Raw genomic sequence first — 24,364 nt, forward strand, 5'->3', positions numbered from 1 at the left:
GTTCGGTCAACGCATGTTGACCGAACTTTTTTATTTAAACCCAACCGCGGAAACGTGACGCTTCCGCCATCTTACGTACACCGACCATATAGGCAGCGAGACGCATATCGACTTTGCGGGCTGAAGATGTGTTGTAAACCGTGTTGAACGAATGAACGAGTACTTTTTCAAGTTTTTCCTCGACTTCTTCTTCCGTCCAGTAATAACCTTGGTTGTTTTGTACCCATTCGAAGTAAGAGACCGTGACCCCGCCACTTGATGCCAATACGTCTGGAACGAGGAGAATCCCGCGCTCTGTCAAGATTTTCGTCGCTTCGTTCGTCGTCGGTCCGTTCGCCGCTTCCACTACGATGGAAGCTTTAATGGCATCGGCATTATCTTCCGTGATTTGATTCTCGATAGCAGCTGGCACGAGAATGTCACAGTCGAGTTCTAACATCTCTTTATTCGAAATCGTGTTTTTGAAGAGCGTCGAAATCGTACCGAATGAATCACGACGGTCTAACAAGTAAGGGATATCTAAGCCATTCTCGTCATGGATCGCGCCATACGCGTCACTGACCGCAATCACTTTTGCTCCTGCATCGTACATGAATTTCGAAAGGAAGCTACCCGCGTTCCCGAATCCTTGAACAACGACACGGGCACCTTTCAATTCGATACCACGGCGGAGTGCCGCCTCTCGAATCATGATAGCTACACCTTTCGCAGTCGCAGTTTCACGACCGTGCGAACCTCCAAGTACAAGTGGTTTACCTGTAATAAAACCTGGTGAGTTGAATTCATCGATTCGGCTATACTCATCCATCATCCAGGCCATGATTTGTGAGTTCGTGAACACGTCCGGAGCAGGGATATCTTTTGTCGGTCCTACGATTTGGCTAATGGCACGCACATAACCACGGCTCAATCGTTCGATTTCACGGAAACTCATTTCACGTGGGTCACAGACGATTCCGCCTTTCCCCCCACCGTATGGCAAGTCGACAATCCCCGCCTTTAAACTCATCCATACAGATAATGCTTTGACTTCTACCTCAGTTACGCTCGGGTGGAACCGAATTCCCCCTTTTGTCGGTCCGACCGCATCGTTATGTTGAGCGCGATAACCCGTAAAGATTTTCGTCGAGCCATCATCCATGCGAACTGGGATCCGAACGGTCAGCATGCGAAGCGGTTCTTTTAACAACTCGTACATCTCATCTGGATAGCCGAGTTTATCTAAAGCTTCGTGAATCACCTCTTGTGTCGATTCCAAGATGTTTTTTCGTTTTTGATGACCTTTTTCTTGATCCGTAATCATGAAGGTTTCCTCCCCTAAATTGTCAATTCTCCCCCAAGAATTAACCTCGTATTCGTTTAAAAGTATAGCTGATACGCGCTCAATTTGAAAGGGTTTTACAAAAATAATGAAAGCGTTTTCTTGAAGTATGGAATGATCCAGATGTCTTACTTCGACTCACGTTCGAGTGCTAGCTCCATAAAGCGTTCTAAAAGCTCACCGTATGAGATCCCGACTGTTTTTGCACTGTCCGGGAAGAGGCTCAACGGCGTCATTCCAGGCAGCGTGTTCGTTTCTAAAATATACGCTTCTCCCGTTTCCGATACGAGGAAATCAGAACGTGAATACCCTGAGCAACCGAGCGCACGGTGAGCCATGACTGCCGCTTGTTGCACTTCCGTCGTCAACTCATCCGAGATTTCGGCTGGACATACGTGAATCGAACCACCTTCTGTATACTTCGACTCATAGTCGTAAAACTCATTTTTTGGAATGATTTCAATGACAGGAAGTGCTTCCTCTTTCCCGAAGTTTCCGATGACCGGTACCGTCAATTCTTTTCCTTTAATGTACTGTTCAACAAGTACCGCTGAATCACATGCAAATGCTCGGTCAATTCCTGCACGTAACATCGACTCGTCCATCGCGATTGTCAAACCGTTCGAAGAACCTTCTTGTGCAGGCTTGACGACACATGGAAACTCATTTCCCCACTCAGCTACTTTCGCATCAATCGAATCCACAGATTCAATTAACACGTCGCGTGCCACACGGATGCCTGATGCTGCGAAGATGATTTTCGCTCGCGCCTTATCCATCGCAAGAGCAGATGCCAAGACACCTGACCCTGTGTACGGGATTCCCGCCATTTCTAGCAACGATTGGACGCGACCATCTTCGCCATATTTCCCGTGTAATGCGCTGACGACGACATCGACATCTAACGTCAATAACTCGTTCGCGCGTTCTGGATGAAAATCGATTGCCGTGACCTCATGGCCACGCTCCGTCAATGCCTCAATCATCCCTTGTCCACTTGTGAGGGATACCTCACGTTCTCCTGACACTCCACCATACAATACAGCGACCTTCATTCCAATCTCTCCTTCAACTAACTACTGAAAATTCATGTCTAATCATAACACGGACATGTCAAAAACAATAGAAACAGAAAAGTAAAAAAGCCGTACTTATGCGAATGCATCGTACAGCTCTTTCACGGCCTGTTCAGTTTGAATCGTTTTTCCATATTCCATCATGACGTACGGACTGACCGTAGTCGTTTTACCATATTCGGACAAAATGGCAGCGAGACGTTCTTCCACTTTCTCAGGTAGCACTTCCACGAAGTGGAGATAGTACCGTCCCTCATAGTGATAAAGTGCTCCACCCTGCTCAGTTTCATGTATATGTGGAAACAGTTGAATCGACGCGTTGATCACATCTTCGATATCATCAAACTGATAAATCAAATGATGAATGACATCAATTGTGAGTCGAATCTCAACTTGCTCGACATCAAGCTCTGCTATGGCCTCACCTTTTTGAACATCGATGACGAGACCATCACGAGGAAACATCGTCACATTCAAATCGACCGCTCCTTGTGGTGAGAATCCGTATTCACTCTCTGCTGTTTCAAGTAACTCTTTCCACAGCTGTTGACCGTTTTCCCCCACGATCGTATCGATAGCGATCCCACGTAACGAAAGCTCATTCGCAGTCACATATACACGAAGATGTTCTTTTGTTTGTTTTTCAAATCTCAATCGAAAACCTCCAGTGAATATTCAATCCTACTAATAAGCTACTCCCGTTTTAATCCCGTGTCAAATAGTTGATAACCATTTCGTCCACTCTTCTGGCGTATCACCAAGAAATGCATCATCGAACCGACTCCGTTCGAGGCTGACTGCGTATCCACCCGCCCCAATCTTTAATGTAGGGTGCTCTTCTTGAATATAGTGCATCGCCTCTAACAAGTTCGGGATATGGTCCGTTAACGTGCATGCGAAAATAAGGCAAGATGTGTCAATGTCGTGCAGCGCCTTGCTTAAATCTTCTTTCGGGAAGCCCGCTCCTAAAAAGATGACGTCGTACCCATGTTGGCGCAAATAAAGTGTAACAAACAACAATCCGATTTCATGCATCTCACCCGGTGCACAGACACAAGTGACTCGTGGAAGAAACGGGTTCATCGGCATTTGAAGTGACAGCGTAGAGAGACGCGCCCGTAAAAACGCCGTGGCGAAGTGCTCATGGGCAATCGTAATCGTTCCTTGCTCCCACTTTGAACCGATATCCATCAGTAACGGTCCAATGATATCTTTTGTGACCTTTTCAAAACTGAACGTATTGAACGCACGATTGATTAAATCATGCGCGGTCCGCTCATCAAAAGAAAGCAATGCCTGAAGCAGAGCATCCTTTAACTCTTCATCGTAAAGCTTCGCAGACGTCGGTTCTGGTTCAGGAGCTTGGTGGAGTTGTTGGATTGCTTGTGAGACCGTCAACCCTTCTTTTTGCTTGTCTACCACCCATTTAATTTTCTCGACATCTTGATCTGAATACAGGCGGTGACCTGATTCGGTCCGGCTCGGTACGATAAATTGATATCGCCGTTCCCAAGCTCGAATGGTCGTTGGATTGACACCGGTCAACGTCGCCACAGTTTTAATGGAGTATTTCGGCATCTCCGCCCTCCTCTCCTATTCGTTCTATGATATAAGTATATCCTCAATTAAAGAGGTTTACCCCTTTTATTGTGCAATCGAGTATTTTCCAAAAATAAAAAAAGGCACGGACCATGTCCGCACCCTTCTTAAAAAATGGCATCTCGCCCGATATATATGAAAATGAGAATAATCGCTAACATGGCGAAGGTTAGAGTCATCGCCAACGGGCGCTTCATCAAGTTATCGTTCAACTTCCTCTTCCGTTCATGCTCTTGCCTCTCCGATCGAGACGGCAGCGTGTCCGCCAACTGCTCGCGTAAAGAATCTGCCTGATTCCGATGTCGCAACGTATGCCCTCCTTTACCTTTTTTATCATTTTACTATGATATTATTCAAAGGAAAAGATTTGCGTCAACCGTATTTTCCATTCTGTCACATTTTTTCGAACGATTTGCGGTGTCTCAGGAAACTCAATCGTCCCACACACATCACAACATTCCTCTTGGTCGATTGTCGGCTCCGAAAAATAACGGAGTAAATAATCGCGTCGGCACGTTCGGATAAGAGCATAATCCATCATCTGTCCGAGTTGACGATAGCGATCACGTTTTCTTTCTTTTACCCAATCGACCGCCTCTTGAAGCGAGCGTTCAGACAGCATCTGCTTTAAAAGAAGGAATTTCGGGTCTTCTTCGTTCATCCTCAATAAGCGGGGTAATTGCGAAAGTGTCGTGCCATTTTCACACTCAAAGTATGCTAAGCGAATCTCTTCGTCTTTTGGATATTGACCATCAATCAAAAATTGTTGAATGCGTTCATCTCCATCCGCATAGAGGAGGACAGCAAACGCCGGCTCTCCATCACGACCTGCTCGTCCAATCTCCTGCATATACGCTTCCACCGTTGCAGGGATTTGATAGTGGATGACAGAACGGACGTTGTCTTTGTTCACACCCATCCCAAATGCACTTGTACACACCATGACCGACACTTCATTCCGTAAAAATTGAGATTGTACGAGTCGTCGGTCTTCCGTTGACATGCCGCCGTGGTAAAACAACGCGTCCTCTAGTTCAAACGCCAACGCTTCCGCTTCTCGACGTGTCGCCGTATAGACGACTGCAGGTTTTGGTATGTCTCGGACCAATTCTTTGAGTCGTTCAAGTTTCTTCTCTTTTTCAAGTCGTTCGACCATCAATCGAATTTCTGGTCGATTCGCAGAATGCACGAACTGCTCCGGTGAAAAGAGTGCCAACTTCTCAATGATATCTTGCTTCACGCTCTCAGGAGCCGTCGCTGTGACGGCCATGCATTGAGGACTCCCGATTTGTTTGCGTAGTTCGCCTAAGCGCGCATATTCTGGTCTAAACTCATGACCCCATTGTGAGATACAATGCGCCTCGTCAATGACGAGCATTTGAATCTTCACGTTTGAGAGTGCGCGTGTAACGTACGGAACGGCCAACTGTTCGGGGGAGAGATATAAAAATCGATAACGTTTCAAGTGATTGATGATTTCTTGTTTTTCTTCAGAAGACTCCATCGACGTCAAACGTGCGACACCACGTTCTCCCCGCTCTCGGATATGGAGCATTTGGTCTTCTATCAAAGAGAGGAGAGGTGAGACGATGACCGTCAATCCCCCATTTTTGATGTACGAAGGAAGTTGAAACGTCAACGATTTCCCTGCCCCTGTCGGCATGACGGCTAATACATCTTGCCCTTCTACAACGGAATTGATGATTTCATGCTGCCCAGGACGAAACGAATCATATCCGAACACGCGTTTCAATGTCGATTCATACAAATGTCTCACCTCGTTTCAACCTTGCGAACACAAGGCGTATTTGAAAGTAACTCACGTTGCCCATCTTTTCGAAGATAGGTTTCAAAGCCCAGCTCTCTGGGTCTCGCAGCTTCTCGATGGTGACGATATCGTCGCTCGGCACAAATTGATCGAGGGGAAAGGTGTCTAAATACATTGCCATCTCCACCACATGATCCTCGATCGTACTCGTTCGTAGTCGTCGGCGAGACTGAACTTGTTGAAACGAATAGCCTTTGAGAAAGAGATCATACGATTCACGTGCCGAATAGGTCATTCGCTCAGTCGACAATCCATACGTGAAACCCCGAAGCTTCGCCTCTTTCGGTAACACAGTTAACAGTTCATTCCATCCTGCTAAAAAATAAAGGCGAGCCGTCTCCGAATCGACATCAAGGAGACTGGCGATTTGTTCATAGGTCAGACCGGTCTCAAAGGCTCCCGTAAATCGATAGACGACCGCTGTCGCATATGGATCTCCAATGATGTCAAGCGCGGCCTCGATCTCATGATGGAATGTTTGCATAAGCACCTTCCAATCTCGATCGATCTGTAACAACTGTTTGACCCACTGTTCCGCGGGTCGATCGGCTTGAACGGGATAAAACGTCCTCTCATGTTCCCTAGACATGAATGTCTGAACAAAGAGGCTCAAACGTTTCCACGTCGTCGCATTATAATCACGGCGCTCTCCCCCTAAACGATTGAATAAATCCTCTACCGTTTCAGGTGAAGACAATAGGTTTCCCGCTTCTGTCAGTTTAAACTGTTTACGGTCCAGCCATCCCCGCTTTTCAAATCCTTTTAATAAAGACTCATATGAGTACGTCGTTTGAGGAAATTGACCAAAAACAGGCTCTAGCTCATAAAAGAACGCGTCTTGTAACGTCGTGGCCGAGCGCTTTCCGTTCAAGACATGGAACAGGCTACGTTCACTCCGTTCCCCGTTTAATCGCTTAATGGCCAGCAGTAAAACTCCATCTGCTAAATGAACCAAGTCGTCACATCCTTAAAAAAATCATTATCCTACCAAAAAGACACTCGTTTCCTCATTGAAATAATTGGGTATGTAGACTACAATTACTCGTAGACAGTAGATTGATTTCTAAGAGAAACGAACCGTTTGGAGGGTTATTATCATGGCAAAATTTACTATCGTCGATAAAGATACATGTATCGCATGCGGAGCTTGTGGTGCAGCAGCACCAGATATTTATGATTACGATGATGAAGGTCTCGCATTCAACTTGATGGATGACAACACAGGTACTGTGGAAATCCCTGACGAGTTGTACGAAGACATGATGGATGCATTCGAAGGGTGCCCGACCGATTCAATCAAAGTGGCAGACGAATCGTTCGATGGCGATGCATTGAAGTACGAATAAACTTGCAAAGACATATTGGTCAAATGACCAATATGTCTTTTTTTGTTCACTTCTCCATCCTACTCTAATCATGACAGCTCTAGCCAAGTATAACAAAAAAGGTTGTTTGGCTTAAGTACCAAACAACCCTCCTAAAATGGACATATGTCCTATTCCGGATTAACGTTTTCCTTTAATATATGGAATACCGACCGACTTCGGTGCATCTGCACGACCGACGAGTCCAGCGAGCGCAAGAATCGTGAGGGCATAAGGTGCAATCAAAAGTAGAAGCTGCGGCACGTTATTGATGACAGGCAAGTTGCTTCCGATAATCGATAACGCTTGGGCGAATCCAAAGAACAATCCAGCGCCGAGCGCTCCGAGTGGATTCCACTTCCCGAAGATCATTGCAGCAATCGCCAAGAACCCTTGACCAACGATTGTCGTTCCACTGAAGTTCGTCGTAACCGTGACGGCGTATACCGCTCCGGCAAGACCACCAAACGCACCAGAAAGCATGACGCCCATAAAGCGCATTTTCGTGACGTTGATCCCCATCGTGTCAGCTGCCATCGGGTGTTCTCCTACTGAGCGGAGACGAAGTCCGAACGGCGTCTTGAAGATAACGAACCAGACGACAAACGCTAAAGCGATGGCAACGAATGACGTGTATTGTACGTTAATGAAGAACATTTTTAATACCGGAATATCTGATAAAAATGGTACGTTCTCCTTCGCAATACGGTACTCGATAAAGTCAGTTTGACCTTTGTTGTAAAGCACACGCACAACGAAGATGGCGAGACCGATCGCAAGCATGTTGATCGCTACTCCAAGAACCGTTTGGTCTGCACGCCATAGGATGGCAGGGACAGCCAAGAAGAGCGAGAAGAGCGCACCGACTACCATCGCAACGAGCAAGGAGATCCATGGGCTAAATACACCGGCTCCTAAGTCTGTTAACGTGAGCGTAGTGATGATCCCTGTTGCGGCACCGATAATCATAATCCCTTCAAGGGCAATGTTAACGACACCAGAGCGCTCACTGAAGATTCCACCGAGTGCTGCGATAATGAGTGGAGTCGCATAGGCAAGCGCAACCGGTACGACGATATAGAGGACTTCTAAGAAGCTCATTTTTTCTCCACTCCTTTCTTACGATTTCCTTTAAGTTTCTCAATGACATAGTTAATGGCATAACCAGATGCCACAAAGATGACGATTGCTGCGATGATGACTTTAACAAGTTCAGACGGTACGTTCGCACCGAGCTGCATCGCCAATCCACCGATGTTCAATCCAGCAAATAGAATCGCTGCGAGAATGACACCGATTGCTGTGTTGGCACCAAGAAGGGCTACTGCGATCCCGTCAAAACCGACACCTGTGAACGATGCAGAGAGCGTCATACTACCGAACGTCCCGAGACCTTCCATCGCACCAGCGAGACCTGCAAACATCCCTGAGATGACAAACGAAAGGACGATGTTACGGTCAACGCTCATCCCCGCATATTGAGAGGCGTGTTTGTTGAATCCGACTGCACGCAACTCATAACCGAGTGTCGTACGTTGAAGAATGTAGTAGTACACAATCGCCGCGAGTACTGCAACGAGGACACCCCAGTGAAGACGTGAGTACGTCGTCAACTCTTGCAACCACGGTGACGCAAGCGATGCCGATTCATTGATTGAGTCAGTACGTTCGTTCGTTACGCCAATGACGCTACGCAAAATCGCGTTCGTCGTGTAAAGCGCGATATAGTTCATCATGATGGATGTGATGACTTCGTGGACGTAAAACTTCGCTTTCAAGAATCCAGGAACGAACGCCCAGAGTGCTGCCGCGACCATCGCCGCGAGAAGTGCAAGCGGTAAATGGATGAACATCGGCAAATCGAAGTTGATCCCTACATATACAGCTGCTACCCATCCGATCAATACTTGACCTTCTACCCCGATGTTGAATAGCCCCGTCCGGAATGCGAAGGCAACCGCGAGACCTGAGAAGATGAGAGGTGCTGCTGCTCGTAGCGTCTCCCCAACGGCATATGGGCTTCCAAACATCCCTTCAAACAAAGAGATAAAGCCTTGAATCGGGTCGTATCCACCAATCAACATGACGATGGCTCCGACGAGAAGTCCTAAAATGATGGATAGGAATGGAATGAGAAGTTGATTTAAACTTAATTTTTTCATTCTTTGTCGTCCCCTCTCTGACCGCCGGCCATCAAGAAGCCAAGCTCTTGTTCCGTCGTCTCTTTCGGATCACGAATTCCTACGATTTTTCCTTCATAAAGAACGGCGATCCGGTCGGATACGTGCAAAATCTCATCAAGTTCGAACGAAATAAGCAAGACGGCACGGCCTTTTTCACGTTCTTTGACGAGTTGTTCGTGAATGAATTCAATCGCACCGACATCAAGACCACGCGTCGGCTGTGCTGCGATGAGTAAATCAGGTGAACGATCGACCTCACGGGCAATGATTGCTTTCTGTTGGTTACCACCAGAAAGGGCACGAGCCGGAACGTCGATGGATGGAGTTCGGACGTCAAACTTCTCAATCAACGCCTTCGCTTTTTCTGCCACTGCTTTATAATTCATGAGTCCTCGTTTCGAGAACGGTTCTTTGTAGTACGTTTGAAGAACCATATTGTCACGAATCGAGTAGTCAAGGACGAGACCATGTTTATGACGGTCCTGTGGAATGTGTCCGATTCCAGCTTCCGTCATTTTACGCGGTGTATGACCCGTCACGTCTTTTCCGTTGAGCAAAACTTTACCCGACTCCGGTTTTTTAAGTCCCGAGATCGCTTCAATCAGTTCTGTCTGACCGTTGCCGTCGATTCCGGCAATCCCGAGTACTTCTCCAGCACGAATCTGAAGGTCCAATCCTTCGACAACCTTCAAACCACGGCTGTCTTTGACGACAAGTCCTTGAACGTCGAGAACGACTTGTTGCGGGTCGGCTTTCGAATACTCTGCATCGAAATTAACTTCTCGCCCGACCATCATTTCAGCAAGACTATCTTCGTTAACCGTCTCATCCACTTCAACGGTACCGATATAACGTCCACGGCGAATGACTGTGCAACGGTCTGCGACTTGCATAATTTCCTTCAGCTTGTGCGTGATCAAGATGATCGACTTACCTTCAGCAATCAGACGTTTCATAATTTGGATAAGTTCTTGAATCTCTTGTGGTGTCAACACTGCCGTCGGTTCATCGAAGATCAAAATATCTGCCCCGCGATAGAGCGTCTTCAAGATTTCTACACGCTGTTGCATGCCGACTGAAATATCTTCAATCTTGGCGTCTGGATCAATCTTAAGCCCATACTGTTCTGAAATATCCATGACCTTTTTACGGGCTGTCGCACGGTCAATCGTCACACCGCTCTTTGGCTCAAGTCCAAGGATGATGTTCTCAGTGACTGTGAATTTTTCAACAAGCATAAAGTGCTGGTGGACCATCCCGATCCCAAGTTCGTTGGCGATGTTCGGGTTTTCAATATCCACTTTTTTCCCATGCACACGAATCTCCCCGCCTTCAGGCTGATAGAGACCGAATAACACGTTCATGAGCGTCGACTTCCCCGCCCCGTTCTCTCCGAGAAGCGCATGGATTTCTCCTTTGCGCAATTGGAGTGTGATATTGTCGTTCGCAACGAACGTACCGAACTCTTTGCGAATATTTAGCATTTCAATTACATATTCCAAGGAAGTTCACCCCTAACTTTAAGTAAAGGGAGACCACATGGGTCCCCCCTTCACTCAAATGAATTATTTTACGTTTTTCATGAACTCTTCGAACTCAGCGTCAGTTGCTGGTGCAGTGAGTTCTCCGTCAACCAATTTTGTACGATATTCTTCAACTTTATCGAGAATTTCTTGTGAAACGTGCTTGTCAGAAGTTTCTGCGATGCCGACACCGTCATCTTTCAAACCGAACTCGATGATTTCGCCGCCTGGGAATTCTCCGTCCATCGTCTGTTTCGATACGTCATAAGTAGCTGTATCTACACGTTTGACCATTGAAGTCAACGTAACGTCTTCTGGAAGACCTTCTTCGTACTGGTCACGGTCAACCCCGATTACCCAAACTTCTTCGCCGTTCTTCTTACGGTTTTTCGCTTCTGTGAATACCCCTACACCTGTACCACCAGCTGCGTGATAGATGATGTCCGATCCAGAACCGTACATACCTGAAGCGATTGCTGTTCCTTTTTCAGCCGAGTTGAAGTCTTCTGCATACTTCACGTCGATTGTTGCTTCTGGGTTAACAGCCATGACACCCGCTTTAAATCCATTTTCAAACTTCTTGATCAAGTCAGACTCTACTCCACCGATGAAACCAACTTTGTCAGTTGTCGTTGTGAGACCGGCAATGACACCAACGAGGAATGAACCTTCTTGCTCTTTGAACGTGATTGAAGCAACGTTCGGAGCGTCAACAACCATATCAACGATTGCGAAGTTGTTGTCCGGGAACTGCTCAGCAACTTTTTGTACGTCTTCAGCCATCAAGAAGCCGATACCGTAGATCAAGTTGAAGTTGTCACGAGCCAATTGTTGCAAGTTTGGCTGGTAGTCCGCTTGTTTAGCTGATTGAAGGTATTTGTATCCTTCGTTTTCAGTCAAGTTGTTGTCTTCACCAAATTTCGTGAGACCTTCCCAAGCAGATTGGTTGAATGATTTGTCATCAACACCGCCAGTATCTGTAACCATTGCTACTTTAAAGTCGCCGCCCTCGCCGCCTTCGCCGTTTGAAGATGAGCCGCCTTCGTTGTCATCTCCACCGCATGCTGCGAGTACTGTAGAGAGTGTGAGTCCTGCTGCTAAAGCTGAGAGAATCGTTTTCTTTTTGTTCATCATCGTCGTGTTTCCCCTTTCGGTTCATAACAAATTTTGTTGTCATGTTATCAGTAGTCTTTACACCGGTATAAGAAAGCGCTTTCACGCTATTCCCCAAAAATAACTCTTCCGTTAAAAAACTGTTCGGTTACACTCGTTTACGTACGACATGGAAGTCGAATCGATCAGCTCGGAAAAAGTTGGCCGAATCGAGTAATGGTAAATCACTCTCATCGTAATGCAATTGTTTTAAAGCGAGTAACGGTTGGTCCGTCTGAAGTTGTGACGAAATTTCAGAGCTGACACTCGGTTCGATGTGCGTGATTGCGTATGCGACTCGACGTCCTACCTCTTTTTCGAGAGAGTCAAACAGAGACTTCCCTTCAGTCAATGCCTCAGGATTCGAGACGAGATGGGCCGGCACTTTGTCGACACAATAAACGACCGGTGTGTCATCCGCATATCGAATTCGAACAATCCGATAAATCGGTGAGTTCGGCTCAATCTTGAGACGCTCGGCTTCTCTCTCTGTTGCCAACACTTTCTCGGCCACCAATACTTTCGTTCCTGGTGTCATTTTTGCGCGTGTGATCATATCAGTGACACTGAACAATTCTTCAATTCCTGACGTGAATGGCGGTTTAGAACTAATAAATGTCCCTACTCCATGTTTTCGCACGACAAATTTCTCATCTTCGAGAATTCTTAACGCTTCACGAAGTGTCGCTCGACTTACTCCGAGTTGCTTTGAAAGCTCGAACTCTGAAGGTAACTTCTCACCTTCACGATAGACACCAGCGTCGATATCTTGCTTAATTTTCTCAATCACTCGAAGATAGAGCAATCGATGATCGAGCTTAATCGACATTGGCCTCACCACCTTTAATTTACTTACCAGTGCTCAGACATCTGACGTATGAATGTCCTTGCCAATATTAAGTATAGGGATTCGAGAATTAGAACGCAATAGTTTTTGTTCGGAATCAAGGAAATATTTTAAAAAACTATCTCCAACCGTACCTCTGAGTCCATTTTACCCATTTCGATTCAGTTTGAAAAACTTTTGTAAAATGTAAACGTTATTAAAAAATGTAAGCGTTTCAGTCATTTTTAAAAGTATGTACTAATAAACGTTATAGGACATATGTGCTATATTACATTTATATTATAGCGAACCTCTCTGATTTGAACGAATATTTCCATATCGTAGAAAAAGGAATAAAAAACGAACGATTGTATATCTATGTATACAATCGTTCGTTTTTTAAATTTATTCGTCTTGTTCATGAATTAATACTTTCCGTGGTTTCGAACCTTCTGACGGACCTACGTATCCCGCCTCTTCAAGCGAGTCAATCAAACGCGCTGCCCGATTATACCCAATTCGAAATCTTCGTTGAATCATCGAGGTCGAAGCCGTTTCCTGGGTAACGATGAATTGAATGACTTCTCCGAACAATGAATCGTCCGAGTCAATCGTCGTCACTTCTTCTTCTTTCGGCATCATCGCTTCTACGTACTGCGCACGTTGCTGTGCGATGACGTGATTAACGACCGTTTCGACCTCTTGATCGGAGACGAACGCTCCTTGGACACGTACCGGCTTGTTCATCCCATTAGCAAGCATGAGCATGTCGCCACGCCCAAGCAGTTTTTCTGCTCCTCCTCCATCTAATATCGTCCGAGAATCGGTTTGTGATGAGACCGCAAATGCGATGCGAGACGGGATGTTTGCTTTGATGACCCCTGTAATGACGTCAACCGACGGACGCTGTGTCGCCAGTACCATATGGATCCCGGCAGCCCGTGCCATTTGGGCGAGTCGCATGATGGCGTCCTCAACGTCATTTGAAGCGACCATCATCAAATCTGCCAACTCATCGACTATGACGACGATGAACGGTAGACGTTTTGCATCCTCATCATCGGACTTGTCGACGAGTTCATTGTATCCCTCAATGTTACGGACACCATATCGACTGAACAGCTCATATCGTCTTTCCATCTCGGCGACGACTTGTTTCAATGCCTGAGCCGCCTTTTTCGGATCTGTGACAACCGGTGTCAACAAATGCGGCACACCATTATAAACATTGAGTTCGACCATTTTTGGGTCAATCATCATGAGACGGACCTCATCCGGTCGAGAACGCATCAAGATGGATACAATCATCCCGTTGATACAGACAGATTTACCGGAACCTGTCGATCCTGCCACGAGTAAGTGCGGCATTTTGTTTAGTGAGATGCCGACAGTCTCGCCACTAATGCTTCGTCCGAGTGCAACGAGCAGTTTTGAATCGTCTTGTTTCACTGGGTCTGCCTCAAGCACTTCACGTAGACAGACTGGAGCGACTTCCTGGTTCGGTACCTCGATACCAATCGCCGCCTTGCCTGGTATCGGTGCTTCGATTCGAATATCTTTCGCGGCAAGCGCAAGTGCGAGATCATCACTAAGCGATGTGATTCGACTGACCTTCACACCGATGTCCGGCTGTAACTCATACTTCGTGACCGTCGGACCAAGGTGAATTTTCAATACTTTCACCCCTACACCAAACGACTTTAACGTCTTCACTAACTTAGCTGCATTCTCTTTCAAACGCGCATTTTCCCCAGATAAATCGGTGATTACCGGTTCCTTCAGATTCGTGAAAGGCGGGAGCTCATACGTATCCGAGACGTCTTGCGCCGCGGTCATCATCATCTCCTCGGTCGAGATCGATTCATCCGTTTCCGTAGACGGCTCCATTTTAGGCTCCTCTTTTTTCTCCGCGACAACTTTCTCACTGAATCCGACGATTGGGATGTCATTCATCGTGACCACATCTGATTCTGACTCCACCTCTAAATCGGCTTCTGCCAGCATCGGCTCAGGCGATGGTTTTCGCGACCGCTTCGGTTCTTGATTTTGCTTGTTGTCTTGTTTTTTTTCTGCTTTCGGTCTCGATTGCCATTCTTTTTTCACGGCCATTACGGATTCCTCTAGGCGATGATAGATGGTTCCCCAAATCGTTGGGACATAGAGGGAAACACCGAGGATAAAACAGACGATGCCTAAAAAGATGAGACCAAAATCAGAAAATAAGTATTGGTTTAAGCCATAAAGCGCACCGTTGACCCCACCGCGCTCATCTCCCCAAAGTAAATCTCCAAACAGTAGAAATGAGGCGGTCATACTGAGCAGTCCTGCTCGCTCCATCGGCTTCATCGGTTTTAATACAATCCATAACAAGATGGCAATCATCAAATAGGTGAGCGCACCCCAGCCACCAAACAGGTATTCCGACAAGTCAGATAGTTGCCGACCAATCCATCCAAAATCGAATAAGGCAAATACGAATGCGACGATGGAAAGAACGAAAATTCCCCATCCATATGTACGTGGCGCAATCGGCTGTTTTTTCCGTTTTCTCGTGTTTCGCGTTGTTGGTCGCTTCCGCTTCACGGGTGTTTTTCTCGTTTTTTGAGCCACTTTTAGTTCCTCCTAAAAAAAGAAGGCAAAAGTCAGATGACTTTTGCCTCACTCTCATTCCATTAAATCTCCATGATGATCGGCAAGATCATCGGACGACGTTTCGTCTGCTCGAATAAGAAGACGCTAAGTCGCTCGCGGATATTTGATTTCAATTCGGTCCAATCACTGCCAGCTTGCAGACTCTTTTCAATCTGTTTCGTGACAATACGGTTTGCCTCTGAAATCATTTCTTCCGACTCGCGCATATACACAAATCCACGTGAGATGAGTTCAGGTCCTGAAATCAATTTCTTCTGTTTCCGATTCAATGTGACCACGCAAAGCACGACCCCATCTTGTGACAACAAACGACGGTCTCGTAAGACGATGTTCCCGACGTCACCGACGCCAATCCCATCAATCAATACGTTACCCGCAGGAACTTTTCGGTTCATCCGGGCTTTTCGACCCGTGAACTCGACGACATCTCCTTTTTCGACGATGAAGATGTTGTTCGATTTGACACCGACTTGTTCAGCGAGCTTCGAGTGTGCCATTTGCATCCGGTATTCCCCGTGAATCGGTAAGAAGTATTTCGGTTTGACGAGGTTGAGCATCAACTTCAATTCTTCTGCCGAACCGTGTCCGGATACGTGAACTTTACGTTGGTTGTAAATGACGTTTGCCCCAGAACGGAACAATAAGTCAATCGTTTTCGAAACCGACTTTTCATTCCCTGGAATTGGTGTCGCCGCAATGACGACTGTGTCGTTCAAACGAATGTTCACTTGTTTATGCGCGTTACGTGCCATACGCGTCAATGCAGCCATCGGCTCTCCTTGAGACCCAGTCGTTAAGATGACGACTTTGTTATCAGGAAGACGATTTACTTGCGACAATTCGACGAGTGTCTTCGCTTTGAAACGTAAGTAGTTTAATTTTTGTGCGACTTCGACGATATTGACCATACTACGGCCAACGACCGCGACTTTACGGTCATTCGCTTCTGCGGCTGCAAAGACTTGCTGTAAGCGATGGACGTTCGACGCGAATGACGCTACGATGACACGACCTTCGGCTTGATAAATCACATCGTTCAATTCAGCACCAACAATCGATTCTGAACCAGTCTGACCCGGACGCTCCGCGTTTGTTGAGTCGGAAAGTAACGCGAGTACACCGCGCTGTCCAATCGCTGCTAATTTATTAAAGTCGGATTGTTTCCCGTCGACTGGCGTATAATCAAACTTGAAATCTCCGGTATGGACGATTGCACCTTGAGATGTTTGAATACAAACACCGACACAGTCGGGAATCGAGTGATTGACGCGGAAGAACGTGACGAGATGATCAGCGATAGTCAATTTCGTTTTGGCATCAATCATACGAAGGTCGACTTCTTTCAATAAACCGGCCTCTTTTAATTTCAGTTCAATTAACCCGAGAGTCAATTTTGTCCCGTATACCGGAACGTGTTTTAAATCGCGTAAGACGTAGCTGAGTCCACCAATATGGTCTTCGTGACCATGTGTGATGAAAATCGCTCGAACGCGATCTTTGTTTTCTTTTAAATATGTGATGTCTGGGATGACGATATCAATCCCGAGCATCTCATCGCCTGGAAACATGAGACCGGCATCGATGACGAAGATGTCGTCGTCTAGCTCCACGACGTACATGTTCTTTCCGATTTCGCCTACGCCTCCAAGCGCAAAGACGCTAATATTCTCTGTCTTCTTTTTTGACACTAACAAAAACCTCCTAAATGTTTCATATTCTGTTTCGTCCCTTATCGCTACTGAATATTGTATCGGAAAACGGCTTCATTGCCAACATTTCCGTTCAATCTAGTAGAGGTTTTAGTGTATCCGCAAGCGGTGCGACCGCTTCTTTATCCGGGCGTTTCCCTGCGTCGAGTTGTCGGATGGACAAGCCAAAGTCCATCTGGAGGTGCGGATAGTCAGGGAATGAGTTCCAGTCCCCACCCCATTCGAAACCGAGCGCCTTCCCTAATTCTCCGAGCTCTTGCCAATCTGGTACATCATTGCGATTACGGTCCGTACTTAAATCGTAGTCCGTTTTGTTTTCATGGATGATGACAAAATCGACTGCAAGTCCATAATTATGATAGCTCTGACCCGCTTTTGCATTCGTCACGACTTGCCCGGGTTCAGACCGGCCTTGCGCATATAATGCATTTTGCTCTTTCGCTGAACGATATCCTGACGTCAGTCGAACTTCGAGACCGAGACAAGAATGTGCCAAGCGCACGAAGGTCGCTCCCCGTTCCGCAACTTGCGGATGAAGGCGGTCGAAGTCAATATTGGTTCTTGCCAAAATAGTACTTTCTGCCTCTACGTTTCGCACACACATGTCCGCTTCAAACGTCGGCTCATCCACCCACGGTACAGGTTGTGGTTGCATATAAAAGTAAGCCAGCACTATCCCAATCAAGAAGGCGACCATCGCAAGTGATAACACGCCGGTCCACCTCATCTTCTTAACCGTTTACGCAGTCCTTTAAGGATTGGTAATCCTTTTTCAAGTGCCATATAGAGTGGACGATTCAAGACGAGGTCGAACTCTCCGACTTTCTCAATCATGTCACTCCCCCATCCGGACTTGAAGGCATAGAGACCCGCGTATTCATCATCTGGGTCTGTGCTGCCTGAGACACCGCCGAAGTCATATCGTTCGGCTCCGCTCTCTTTCGCCGCTTGCATCATCGTCCACTGCATCAAATGGTTCGGCATGAACTCACGGAATTCATTCGATGAGGCACCATATAAGTAATATGAACGTCGTCCCGCAAGTGTCAATAGCCCACCTGACAACACAACCCCATCCGGATAAGTCTTGTTCAGTTCGATGAGCTCAGGTAACGCCTGCTCAGCTTTTTGAATTTGTGCCACCGTCTGTTCTTTACGATTAAGAAGGCTTGTCCGTTTCTTTTCGACCGTTTCCTTCTCCAATCCACGTTCAATCTTTTCCAACTCTTTTTTTGCTTTTTCAAGCGTCGCTTGTTGCTGCTCGAGCGCAATTTTCGGTTCGAGCGTTGTCAAAAAGAGTCGCGCATCGTTCGGTTGGAGACAATCATATAGATTCTCAAAATAATCGAGACCTCGAATGGCAAACCCATCACGTTCTCCCGTCACTTTCATGAGGTCGGCAAACGTTTTTAATCCGTCTCGCCCGACTTCTTTACAGACGATTCCTTTTTTCTCCGCTAACCGGACGTTATAACGGAATTTATGATGGAATTTCGCAAAGATTTCTTTTTCACTCGGACGTAAATCTGTCTCCATCGTGAAACGAGGTTGTGCATAGTCAAAGCCACCCCCGTACCCTTTATGACGGAATCCGACAGCTTCCATTTCCGTCAAGAGGCCCGGCATCTCATCGCGGTCGATGTTTGGATCGATTTTAACGACAATCGCCTTGTGATTCGCAGCGATTCGTTTTGCTTCTTTTACAAGTGCCTGGAGAGACGCCACGTCATCATAATCCACCACTAATCCGCGTGGCGCGTAACATAGCGTATACGGTAATTTCGGGACGCGCTTAAATAACAGTAACGCCGCACCGGTCGTTAAACCGTCACGGGCAACCGCAACGCGCTCCGACGTCCACCCATTCTGTCGTTTTACGTCTCCCCAACTTGATAGTTGTAATAAATCACCACGATCATGTGCTTTGACGAAGTCGTCATGTTCTTTTTCTGTCAACGTAACTGGTTGTACTGCCATAAATCATGCTTCCTCCGTATTCAAAATGGTCGATCGGACAATCGCCTCTTCGTCGAGTGGCAATTTTTCGTTTCCGATAATTTGATATTTTTCGTGCCCTTTTCCTGCTAACACGATGATATTATCCGATTTGGCTAAACTTGCCGCGTAACGGACTGCTTCTTCCCGATCGCCGATTTCCACATAGTTATCATGCGTCATTCCGGCCGCAATCCCTTTCGTGATGGATTCATACGCTTCGAAACGTGGGTCGTCCGTTGTAATGATGACCGTCCCAGCGTAAGTCGATGCCATCTCACCCATTGCCGGACGTTTTGTCACGTCACGGTTCCCGCCCGTACCGATTAAAAAGACAATCTTCTCTTTCGGTACACCGACGAGCGATTTCAAACATTGTTCGATGCCATCCGGTGTATGTGCATAATCTGCGTATACGTTGTACCCAGGCACGTCTAGGCGCTGCATGCGTCCTTTGGCCGGATGAATCATTTCAAGCGCTCTAGCGATTTGCTCCAATGAGTATCCTGCTGCGAGGAGGCAACCTGTCGCCAGCAATAAATTATACACGTTAAAACGACCGATAAACTGTACGGTCACCGGTAGGCGTGTGCCTTGATAGTTCAACACAAAGCTCGTTTGAGACAACGTCTGTTCAATCTCTGACGCCATCAAATCGGCCGTCGTGTCGATTCCATATGTCAACACTTTAGCGCCTGTCATCGTCTCATAGAGAGCGCTCTGTGCATCATCCGCATTCAAGACGGCTACCTTCCCACGTGATGCCATTTGACCGAGTTGAGCGAACAACAATCCCTTTGCGCGGGCATAATTTTCAAACGTCCCATGAAAATCGAGATGATCATGGGTCAAATTCGTAAATCCGACAATATCAAAATCCGTACCGATGACACGACCGAGTTCGAGACCGTGCGAAGAGACTTCCATCATGACGTCCGTCACACCCTCATCACGCATTTGTGCCAGTAGTTGTTGCAGTTCTGAGCTTTGAGGTGTCGTATTTTTGCTCGGTACGACCTTGTCATTGATTCGTACCTCGACGGTGCCAATCAGGCCAGTCGAGTGTCCGAGGACGTCTAGGACATCCCGTAAAATCGTGGTTGTCGTCGTTTTACCATTCGTTCCAGTGATTCCGAACAGTCGCATCTGTTCAGACGGATACGCATAAAACGCCGAAGCCAAAAGACCGACCGAGCGAGAACTATCACGCACAATCAAGTTCGGAACCGATAGTTCGAGCGGTCGTTCACTGACAACCGCTACTGCCCCTCGTTCCACTGCTTGAGCCGCATATTCATGTCCATCGACCGTATAGCCTTTAATGGCGACAAACAACGTCCCCGGGATCACTTCCCGAGAATCGGTTGTCACGTGAGTCACCACGATGCCTTCAAGATTTGGTTGGTTAATGAGTTGTATCGTCTTCACTAAGTCCGTTAAGTTCAAGTCTTTCCCTTCTTTCACCTGTATCCTATCCAAACTAAAGAATACCTCTTAATCAGTGTAGAGAACTTACAATTCGGTTTCAAGTCACGCTTCGTTTGGGAGGACATATGACTTCGCTGGCTGATGTGTCAACACTTCACGAATCAACGCATTGACCTCATCACGCTTGATTTTCTCCACTTTTTGAATCACTTGTTCAATCGGCTCCACTTCATCAAGTAGTAACAAGTTCCGACCATTCCGATTCATCCGTGCGCTCGAGCTTTCATTCCCGAGAACGAGCGAACCTTTCAATTGGCGTTTCCCTTTATCGACTTCCTCATCCGTCAATCCTTCTTCGAACAAACGCTTCAATTCTCTTTCTAGAATGACCTCGACTTGATTCAACGTGTCTGGAGATGTTCCGACATAGATTGTAAACGTCCCATGATCGGCGAACGTCGTATAGTATGAGTAAATCGAATAGGCCAATCCTTCTTCTTCACGAATCGATTGAAATAACCGTGAGGACATCGTTGCACCGATGGCGTTGTTCATCAGTGCCAAGTGCGGTAAACGATCATCCGTTGCCGAGATGGCTTCATAGTTCCAACAGAGATGTGCTTGCTCTGTCTCCTTACGTTTCGTCAACGTATCATGGAACAGTTCTGGTTGATTGAGTTCTTTCGACGATTCCCTAGAAGGGATGTTGGCAAACCTACGCTTCACTGCCTCCATCAACTCTTCAGAGACATGTCCTGCGATGGAGACGACGATTTCTTCTGCCACGTACCGTTCTTGTAAATAATCGACGAGTTGGTCGCGTGTCAATCGATTGACGCTCTCCTCCGTTCCAAGGATTGGTTGTGCGAGGATATCGTCACGATATGCCGCAACTGCCAATAGCTCATGTACGAGATCTTCAGGTGTATCCTCATACATTTTGATTTCTTCCACGACGACACGTTTCTCTTTTTCGAGTTCTGTCTCATCGAGTACCGAATCAAACAACATGTCCGTCAAGACGTCGAGTGCCATGACCGCATGCTCGTCGAGCGTCTTCACGTAAAAACAAGTATGGTCTTTTGAGGTGAAGGCGTTGACGCTTCCACCAAGTTCATCGAAAAAGGAAGCAATTTCTTTCGCGTTTTTCGTCGATGTTCCTTTAAATAACATATGTTCAATCAAATGACTGATTCCGATGTTTTCAAATGACTCTGTTCGTGTCCCAGCTTTAATAAAGACACCGGTCGATGTACTGCGAGAACCTTCAATCGGTTCGATGATGACGCGGATACCATTTTGTAGTGTCATCCATTCCATATTCTCACTCCTATGAAAAAGGCCATCGCACCAAGACGATGGCCAGAATAATTAATTTGTCGAGCGCGGTGGACGACGGTCCCCGTCACGACGTGGCGGACGGCCTTCACGAGGTGGACGGCTTTCACGTGCAGCCTTCCGTTTCGCTTCATACGCTTCACGCTCTTCAGGAGATAAGCCTTCTAAAATGAGCGCTTTATGCGACGCGTTGACACGACCTTTATCATCGATTTCCGTAACTTTGACTTGAATCGTATCACCAAGCTTCACAACGTCTTCAACGTTTGCGACACGCTCGAGGCTGAATTCTGAAACGTGTACGAGTGCATCTTTTCCTTTGAAGAGTTCGACGAACGCGCCAAACTTCTCGATGCGGCGTACCGTTGCATCAAATACTTCACCGACGACGACTTCGCGAACGATGTCCCCGATCATCTTCATGGCAAGATCAATGCCTTCTTGGTCTGTCGAGGCGATGAACACCGTACCATCTTGTTCGATGTCAATCTTGACGCCTGTTTGGTCGATGATGCTGTTGATCATCTTACCACCTGGTCCAATCACATCGCGGATCTTATCCGGATTGATTGTCATCGTCACGATTTTCGGTGCATATTTCGACAATTGTGTACGTGGTGTGTCTAATGTTTCAAGCATATGGTCAAGGATGTGTAGACGACCGACACGTGCCTGCTCAAGCGCTTCTTCTAAGATTTCACGCGTGATTCCAGCAATCTTGATATCCATTTGAAGGGCTGTAATCCCATCTTTCGTTCCGGCAACTTTGAAGTCCATGTCACCGAGGTGGTCTTCGAGACCTTGAATATCTGTCAAGACCGTGTAGTGCTCCCCTTCCATGATGAGGCCCATGGCAATCCCAGCGACCGGCGCTTTGATTGGTACACCTGCATCCATCAAGGCAAGCGTCGAGCCACAGATTGAAGCCTGTGAACTTGAACCGTTTGATTCAAGTACTTCCGAGACGAGACGAATCGTATACGGGAAGTCTGCTTCTTTCGGAATGATTGGCAAGAGTGCGCGCTCACCGAGTGCCCCGTGACCAATCTCACGACGACCTGGTGCACGGACTGGACGTGCTTCTCCGACCGAGAACGGTGGGAAGTTGTAGTGGTGCATGAAGCGCTTGTTCTCTTCTAAGCCGATTCCGTCGATGATTTGCGCATCGCCGATGACACCGAGTGTTGCGACCGACATGACTTGTGTTTGACCACGTGTGAAGAGACCGACACCGTGTGCGCGTGGAAGCAATCCGACTTCTGATGCGAGCGGACGAATGACATCTGGGCGACGACCGTCTGGACGGACTTTGTCGACCGTGATCAAGCGACGGACTTCATCTTTGACGAATTTGTTCAAGATGCCTGAAACTTCTCCAAGTTTCGACGGCTCATCAGCAAGGCGCTCTTCATACATTGCCACGTATTTCGCAATCACTTCGTTGATCGCTTCATCGCGGGCATGTTTCTCTTCCACTTGAACCGCTTCAACGATTTCAGGACGAGCTGCTTCAAGCTCTGCTGTGAGTACCTCATCGTATTTCGAGACCGTATATTCAAACTTCGGTTTGCCGACTGCATCAACAATCTCTTGTTGGAACGCAATCAAACGTTTGATTTCTTCATGCCCAAACAAGATCGACTCAAGCATGACATCTTCTGGTACTTCGTTCGCGCCAGCTTCAACCATGTTGATGGCAGTCGATGTACCTGCAACTTGAAGTTCAAGATCCGTTTTCTCCATTTGAGCTGTCGTTGGGTTGACGACGAATTCACCGTCAACACGGCCGACCGTCACACCTGCGATTGGACCATCGAATGGTACATCTGAAATCGAGAGTGCGATTGACGTTCCGAGCATTCCCGCCATTTCAGCCGAGCAGTCTGGATCGTTCGACATGACATAAATCATGACTTGAATGTCATGACGGAATCCATCTGGGAAGAGTGGACGAATCGGACGGTCGATGAGACGTGATGTCAAAATCGCATTTTCCCCCGGACGTCCTTCACGGCGAAGGAATCCTCCTGGAATTTTACCTACCGAGTAAAGTTTTTCCTCATAGTTGACCGTCAATGGGAAAAAGTCTAAATCTTTTGGTGCTTTTGAAGCCGTTACTGTCGCAAGGACGACCGTGTCACCATAGCGAACGAGCGCCGAGCCATTTGCTTGCTTCGCAAGTTGACCGACCTCTACAGACAATGGGCGTCCGCCCCACTCTGTAGAGAATACTTGTTTCGTACCTAACATGTACATTCTCCTCTCAAACCTTATCTAGTTTATTATGTAACTCTATCTTACGAATGTCTAATCATTTTCCTCTTAACAAACAAGAAACGGACTAGGACGTTGTCCCAGCCCGTTAAACAG

General features: G+C 47.0%; 20 protein-coding genes. 1 reads left to right on the forward strand and 19 read right to left on the reverse strand.

Translation table 11 applies throughout. From position 1 onward, the window contains the following. Window positions 1-34: 34 nt before the first annotated feature. The 7 genes from AC5LIL_RS08470 to AC5LIL_RS08500 all read right to left on the reverse strand — a co-directional run bounded on the left by AC5LIL_RS08470 (window position 35) and on the right by AC5LIL_RS08500 (window position 6,779). Entirely contained in the window at window positions 35-1,303 is a 1,269-nt protein-coding gene (locus AC5LIL_RS08470; RefSeq protein ID WP_015881453.1) for a Glu/Leu/Phe/Val family dehydrogenase, read from the reverse strand. A 146-nt stretch (window positions 1,304-1,449) separates the two neighbouring features. Then, window positions 1,450-2,376, reverse strand: coding sequence for a D-alanine--D-alanine ligase (locus AC5LIL_RS08475; protein ID WP_214783688.1), 927 nt, complete (start codon window positions 2,374-2,376; stop codon window positions 1,450-1,452). Window positions 2,377-2,472: 96 nt separating this feature from the next. After that, window positions 2,473-3,051, reverse strand: a complete 579-nt coding sequence (locus tag AC5LIL_RS08480; protein WP_074034646.1) for an adaptor protein MecA — start codon at window positions 3,049-3,051, stop codon at window positions 2,473-2,475. Window positions 3,052-3,111: 60 nt separating this feature from the next. Beyond that, window positions 3,112-3,975, reverse strand: coding sequence for a MerR family transcriptional regulator (locus AC5LIL_RS08485; RefSeq protein WP_214745396.1), 864 nt, complete (start codon window positions 3,973-3,975; stop codon window positions 3,112-3,114). Window positions 3,976-4,103: 128 nt separating this feature from the next. Then, window positions 4,104-4,304: a hypothetical protein gene (locus tag AC5LIL_RS08490; RefSeq protein WP_074034648.1), complete on the reverse strand. Its 201-nt coding sequence runs from the start codon at window positions 4,302-4,304 to the stop codon at window positions 4,104-4,106. Window positions 4,305-4,345: 41 nt separating this feature from the next. Next, window positions 4,346-5,773 carry a RecQ family ATP-dependent DNA helicase gene (locus AC5LIL_RS08495; protein WP_499823873.1) on the reverse strand — a complete coding sequence of 476 codons (1,428 nt, stop codon included), beginning with the start codon at window positions 5,771-5,773 and terminating at the stop codon, window positions 4,346-4,348. After that, window positions 5,757-6,779 (reverse strand): YpbB family protein, encoded by a 1,023-nt coding sequence (locus tag AC5LIL_RS08500; protein ID WP_499823874.1) that lies wholly within the window; start codon window positions 6,777-6,779, stop codon window positions 5,757-5,759. Before AC5LIL_RS08500 ends, AC5LIL_RS08495 begins: the two co-directional genes overlap by 17 nt. A 142-nt stretch (window positions 6,780-6,921) precedes the next feature. On the opposite strand from AC5LIL_RS08500, the gene AC5LIL_RS08505 reads away from it, so the two are divergent. Then, window positions 6,922-7,170, forward strand: a complete 249-nt coding sequence (locus AC5LIL_RS08505; RefSeq protein ID WP_074034651.1) for a ferredoxin — start codon at window positions 6,922-6,924, stop codon at window positions 7,168-7,170. Window positions 7,171-7,329: 159 nt separating this feature from the next. Here AC5LIL_RS08505 and AC5LIL_RS08510 read toward each other — a convergent pair whose 3' ends face one another. The 12 genes from AC5LIL_RS08510 to pnp all read right to left on the reverse strand — a co-directional run bounded on the left by AC5LIL_RS08510 (window position 7,330) and on the right by pnp (window position 24,244). Next, the gene (locus tag AC5LIL_RS08510; protein ID WP_074034652.1) at window positions 7,330-8,289 is read right to left on the reverse strand and encodes an ABC transporter permease; all 960 of its coding nucleotides are present in this window, start codon (window positions 8,287-8,289) and stop codon (window positions 7,330-7,332) included. Further along, on the reverse strand, window positions 8,286-9,350 hold the full coding sequence (locus tag AC5LIL_RS08515) for an ABC transporter permease (protein WP_214691853.1): 1,065 nt from the start codon (window positions 9,348-9,350) through the stop codon (window positions 8,286-8,288). The genes AC5LIL_RS08510 and AC5LIL_RS08515 overlap by 4 nt, the downstream gene beginning before the upstream one ends. Then, window positions 9,347-10,873 carry an ABC transporter ATP-binding protein gene (locus AC5LIL_RS08520; RefSeq protein ID WP_214745406.1) on the reverse strand — a complete coding sequence of 509 codons (1,527 nt, stop codon included), beginning with the start codon at window positions 10,871-10,873 and terminating at the stop codon, window positions 9,347-9,349. Before AC5LIL_RS08520 ends, AC5LIL_RS08515 begins: the two co-directional genes overlap by 4 nt. A 63-nt stretch (window positions 10,874-10,936) precedes the next feature. Continuing rightward, window positions 10,937-12,025 carry a BMP family lipoprotein gene (locus AC5LIL_RS08525; RefSeq protein ID WP_499825358.1) on the reverse strand — a complete coding sequence of 363 codons (1,089 nt, stop codon included), beginning with the start codon at window positions 12,023-12,025 and terminating at the stop codon, window positions 10,937-10,939. 130 nt (window positions 12,026-12,155) lie between these two features. Next, on the reverse strand, window positions 12,156-12,875 hold the full coding sequence (locus AC5LIL_RS08530; protein ID WP_074034655.1) for a GntR family transcriptional regulator: 720 nt from the start codon (window positions 12,873-12,875) through the stop codon (window positions 12,156-12,158). Between the two features lie 402 nt (window positions 12,876-13,277). Beyond that, window positions 13,278-15,482: an FtsK/SpoIIIE family DNA translocase gene (locus tag AC5LIL_RS08535; protein ID WP_499823876.1), complete on the reverse strand. Its 2,205-nt coding sequence runs from the start codon at window positions 15,480-15,482 to the stop codon at window positions 13,278-13,280. A gap of 62 nt (window positions 15,483-15,544) precedes the next feature. Further along, on the reverse strand, window positions 15,545-17,212 hold the full coding sequence (locus tag AC5LIL_RS08540; protein ID WP_499823877.1) for a ribonuclease J: 1,668 nt from the start codon (window positions 17,210-17,212) through the stop codon (window positions 15,545-15,547). A 94-nt stretch (window positions 17,213-17,306) separates the two neighbouring features. Next, entirely contained in the window at window positions 17,307-17,945 is a 639-nt protein-coding gene (locus AC5LIL_RS08545) for a M15 family metallopeptidase (protein WP_353047391.1), read from the reverse strand. Between the two features lie 11 nt (window positions 17,946-17,956). Beyond that, the gene (locus AC5LIL_RS08550; protein ID WP_499823878.1) at window positions 17,957-19,210 is read right to left on the reverse strand and encodes a lipid II:glycine glycyltransferase FemX; all 1,254 of its coding nucleotides are present in this window, start codon (window positions 19,208-19,210) and stop codon (window positions 17,957-17,959) included. A gap of 3 nt (window positions 19,211-19,213) precedes the next feature. Next, a complete protein-coding gene (locus tag AC5LIL_RS08555) occupies window positions 19,214-20,707 on the reverse strand; it encodes a UDP-N-acetylmuramoyl-L-alanyl-D-glutamate--2,6-diaminopimelate ligase (RefSeq protein ID WP_499823879.1) in 1,494 nt (497 codons plus the stop codon). 51 nt (window positions 20,708-20,758) lie between these two features. Beyond that, window positions 20,759-21,976, reverse strand: a complete 1,218-nt coding sequence (locus tag AC5LIL_RS08560; protein ID WP_274663874.1) for a M16 family metallopeptidase — start codon at window positions 21,974-21,976, stop codon at window positions 20,759-20,761. Window positions 21,977-22,027: 51 nt separating this feature from the next. Continuing rightward, window positions 22,028-24,244: a polyribonucleotide nucleotidyltransferase gene (pnp, locus tag AC5LIL_RS08565; RefSeq protein ID WP_499823880.1), complete on the reverse strand. Its 2,217-nt coding sequence runs from the start codon at window positions 24,242-24,244 to the stop codon at window positions 22,028-22,030. Window positions 24,245-24,364: the final 120 nt, after the last annotated feature.

It is taken from the genome of Exiguobacterium sp. RM11 (assembly GCF_059821525.1).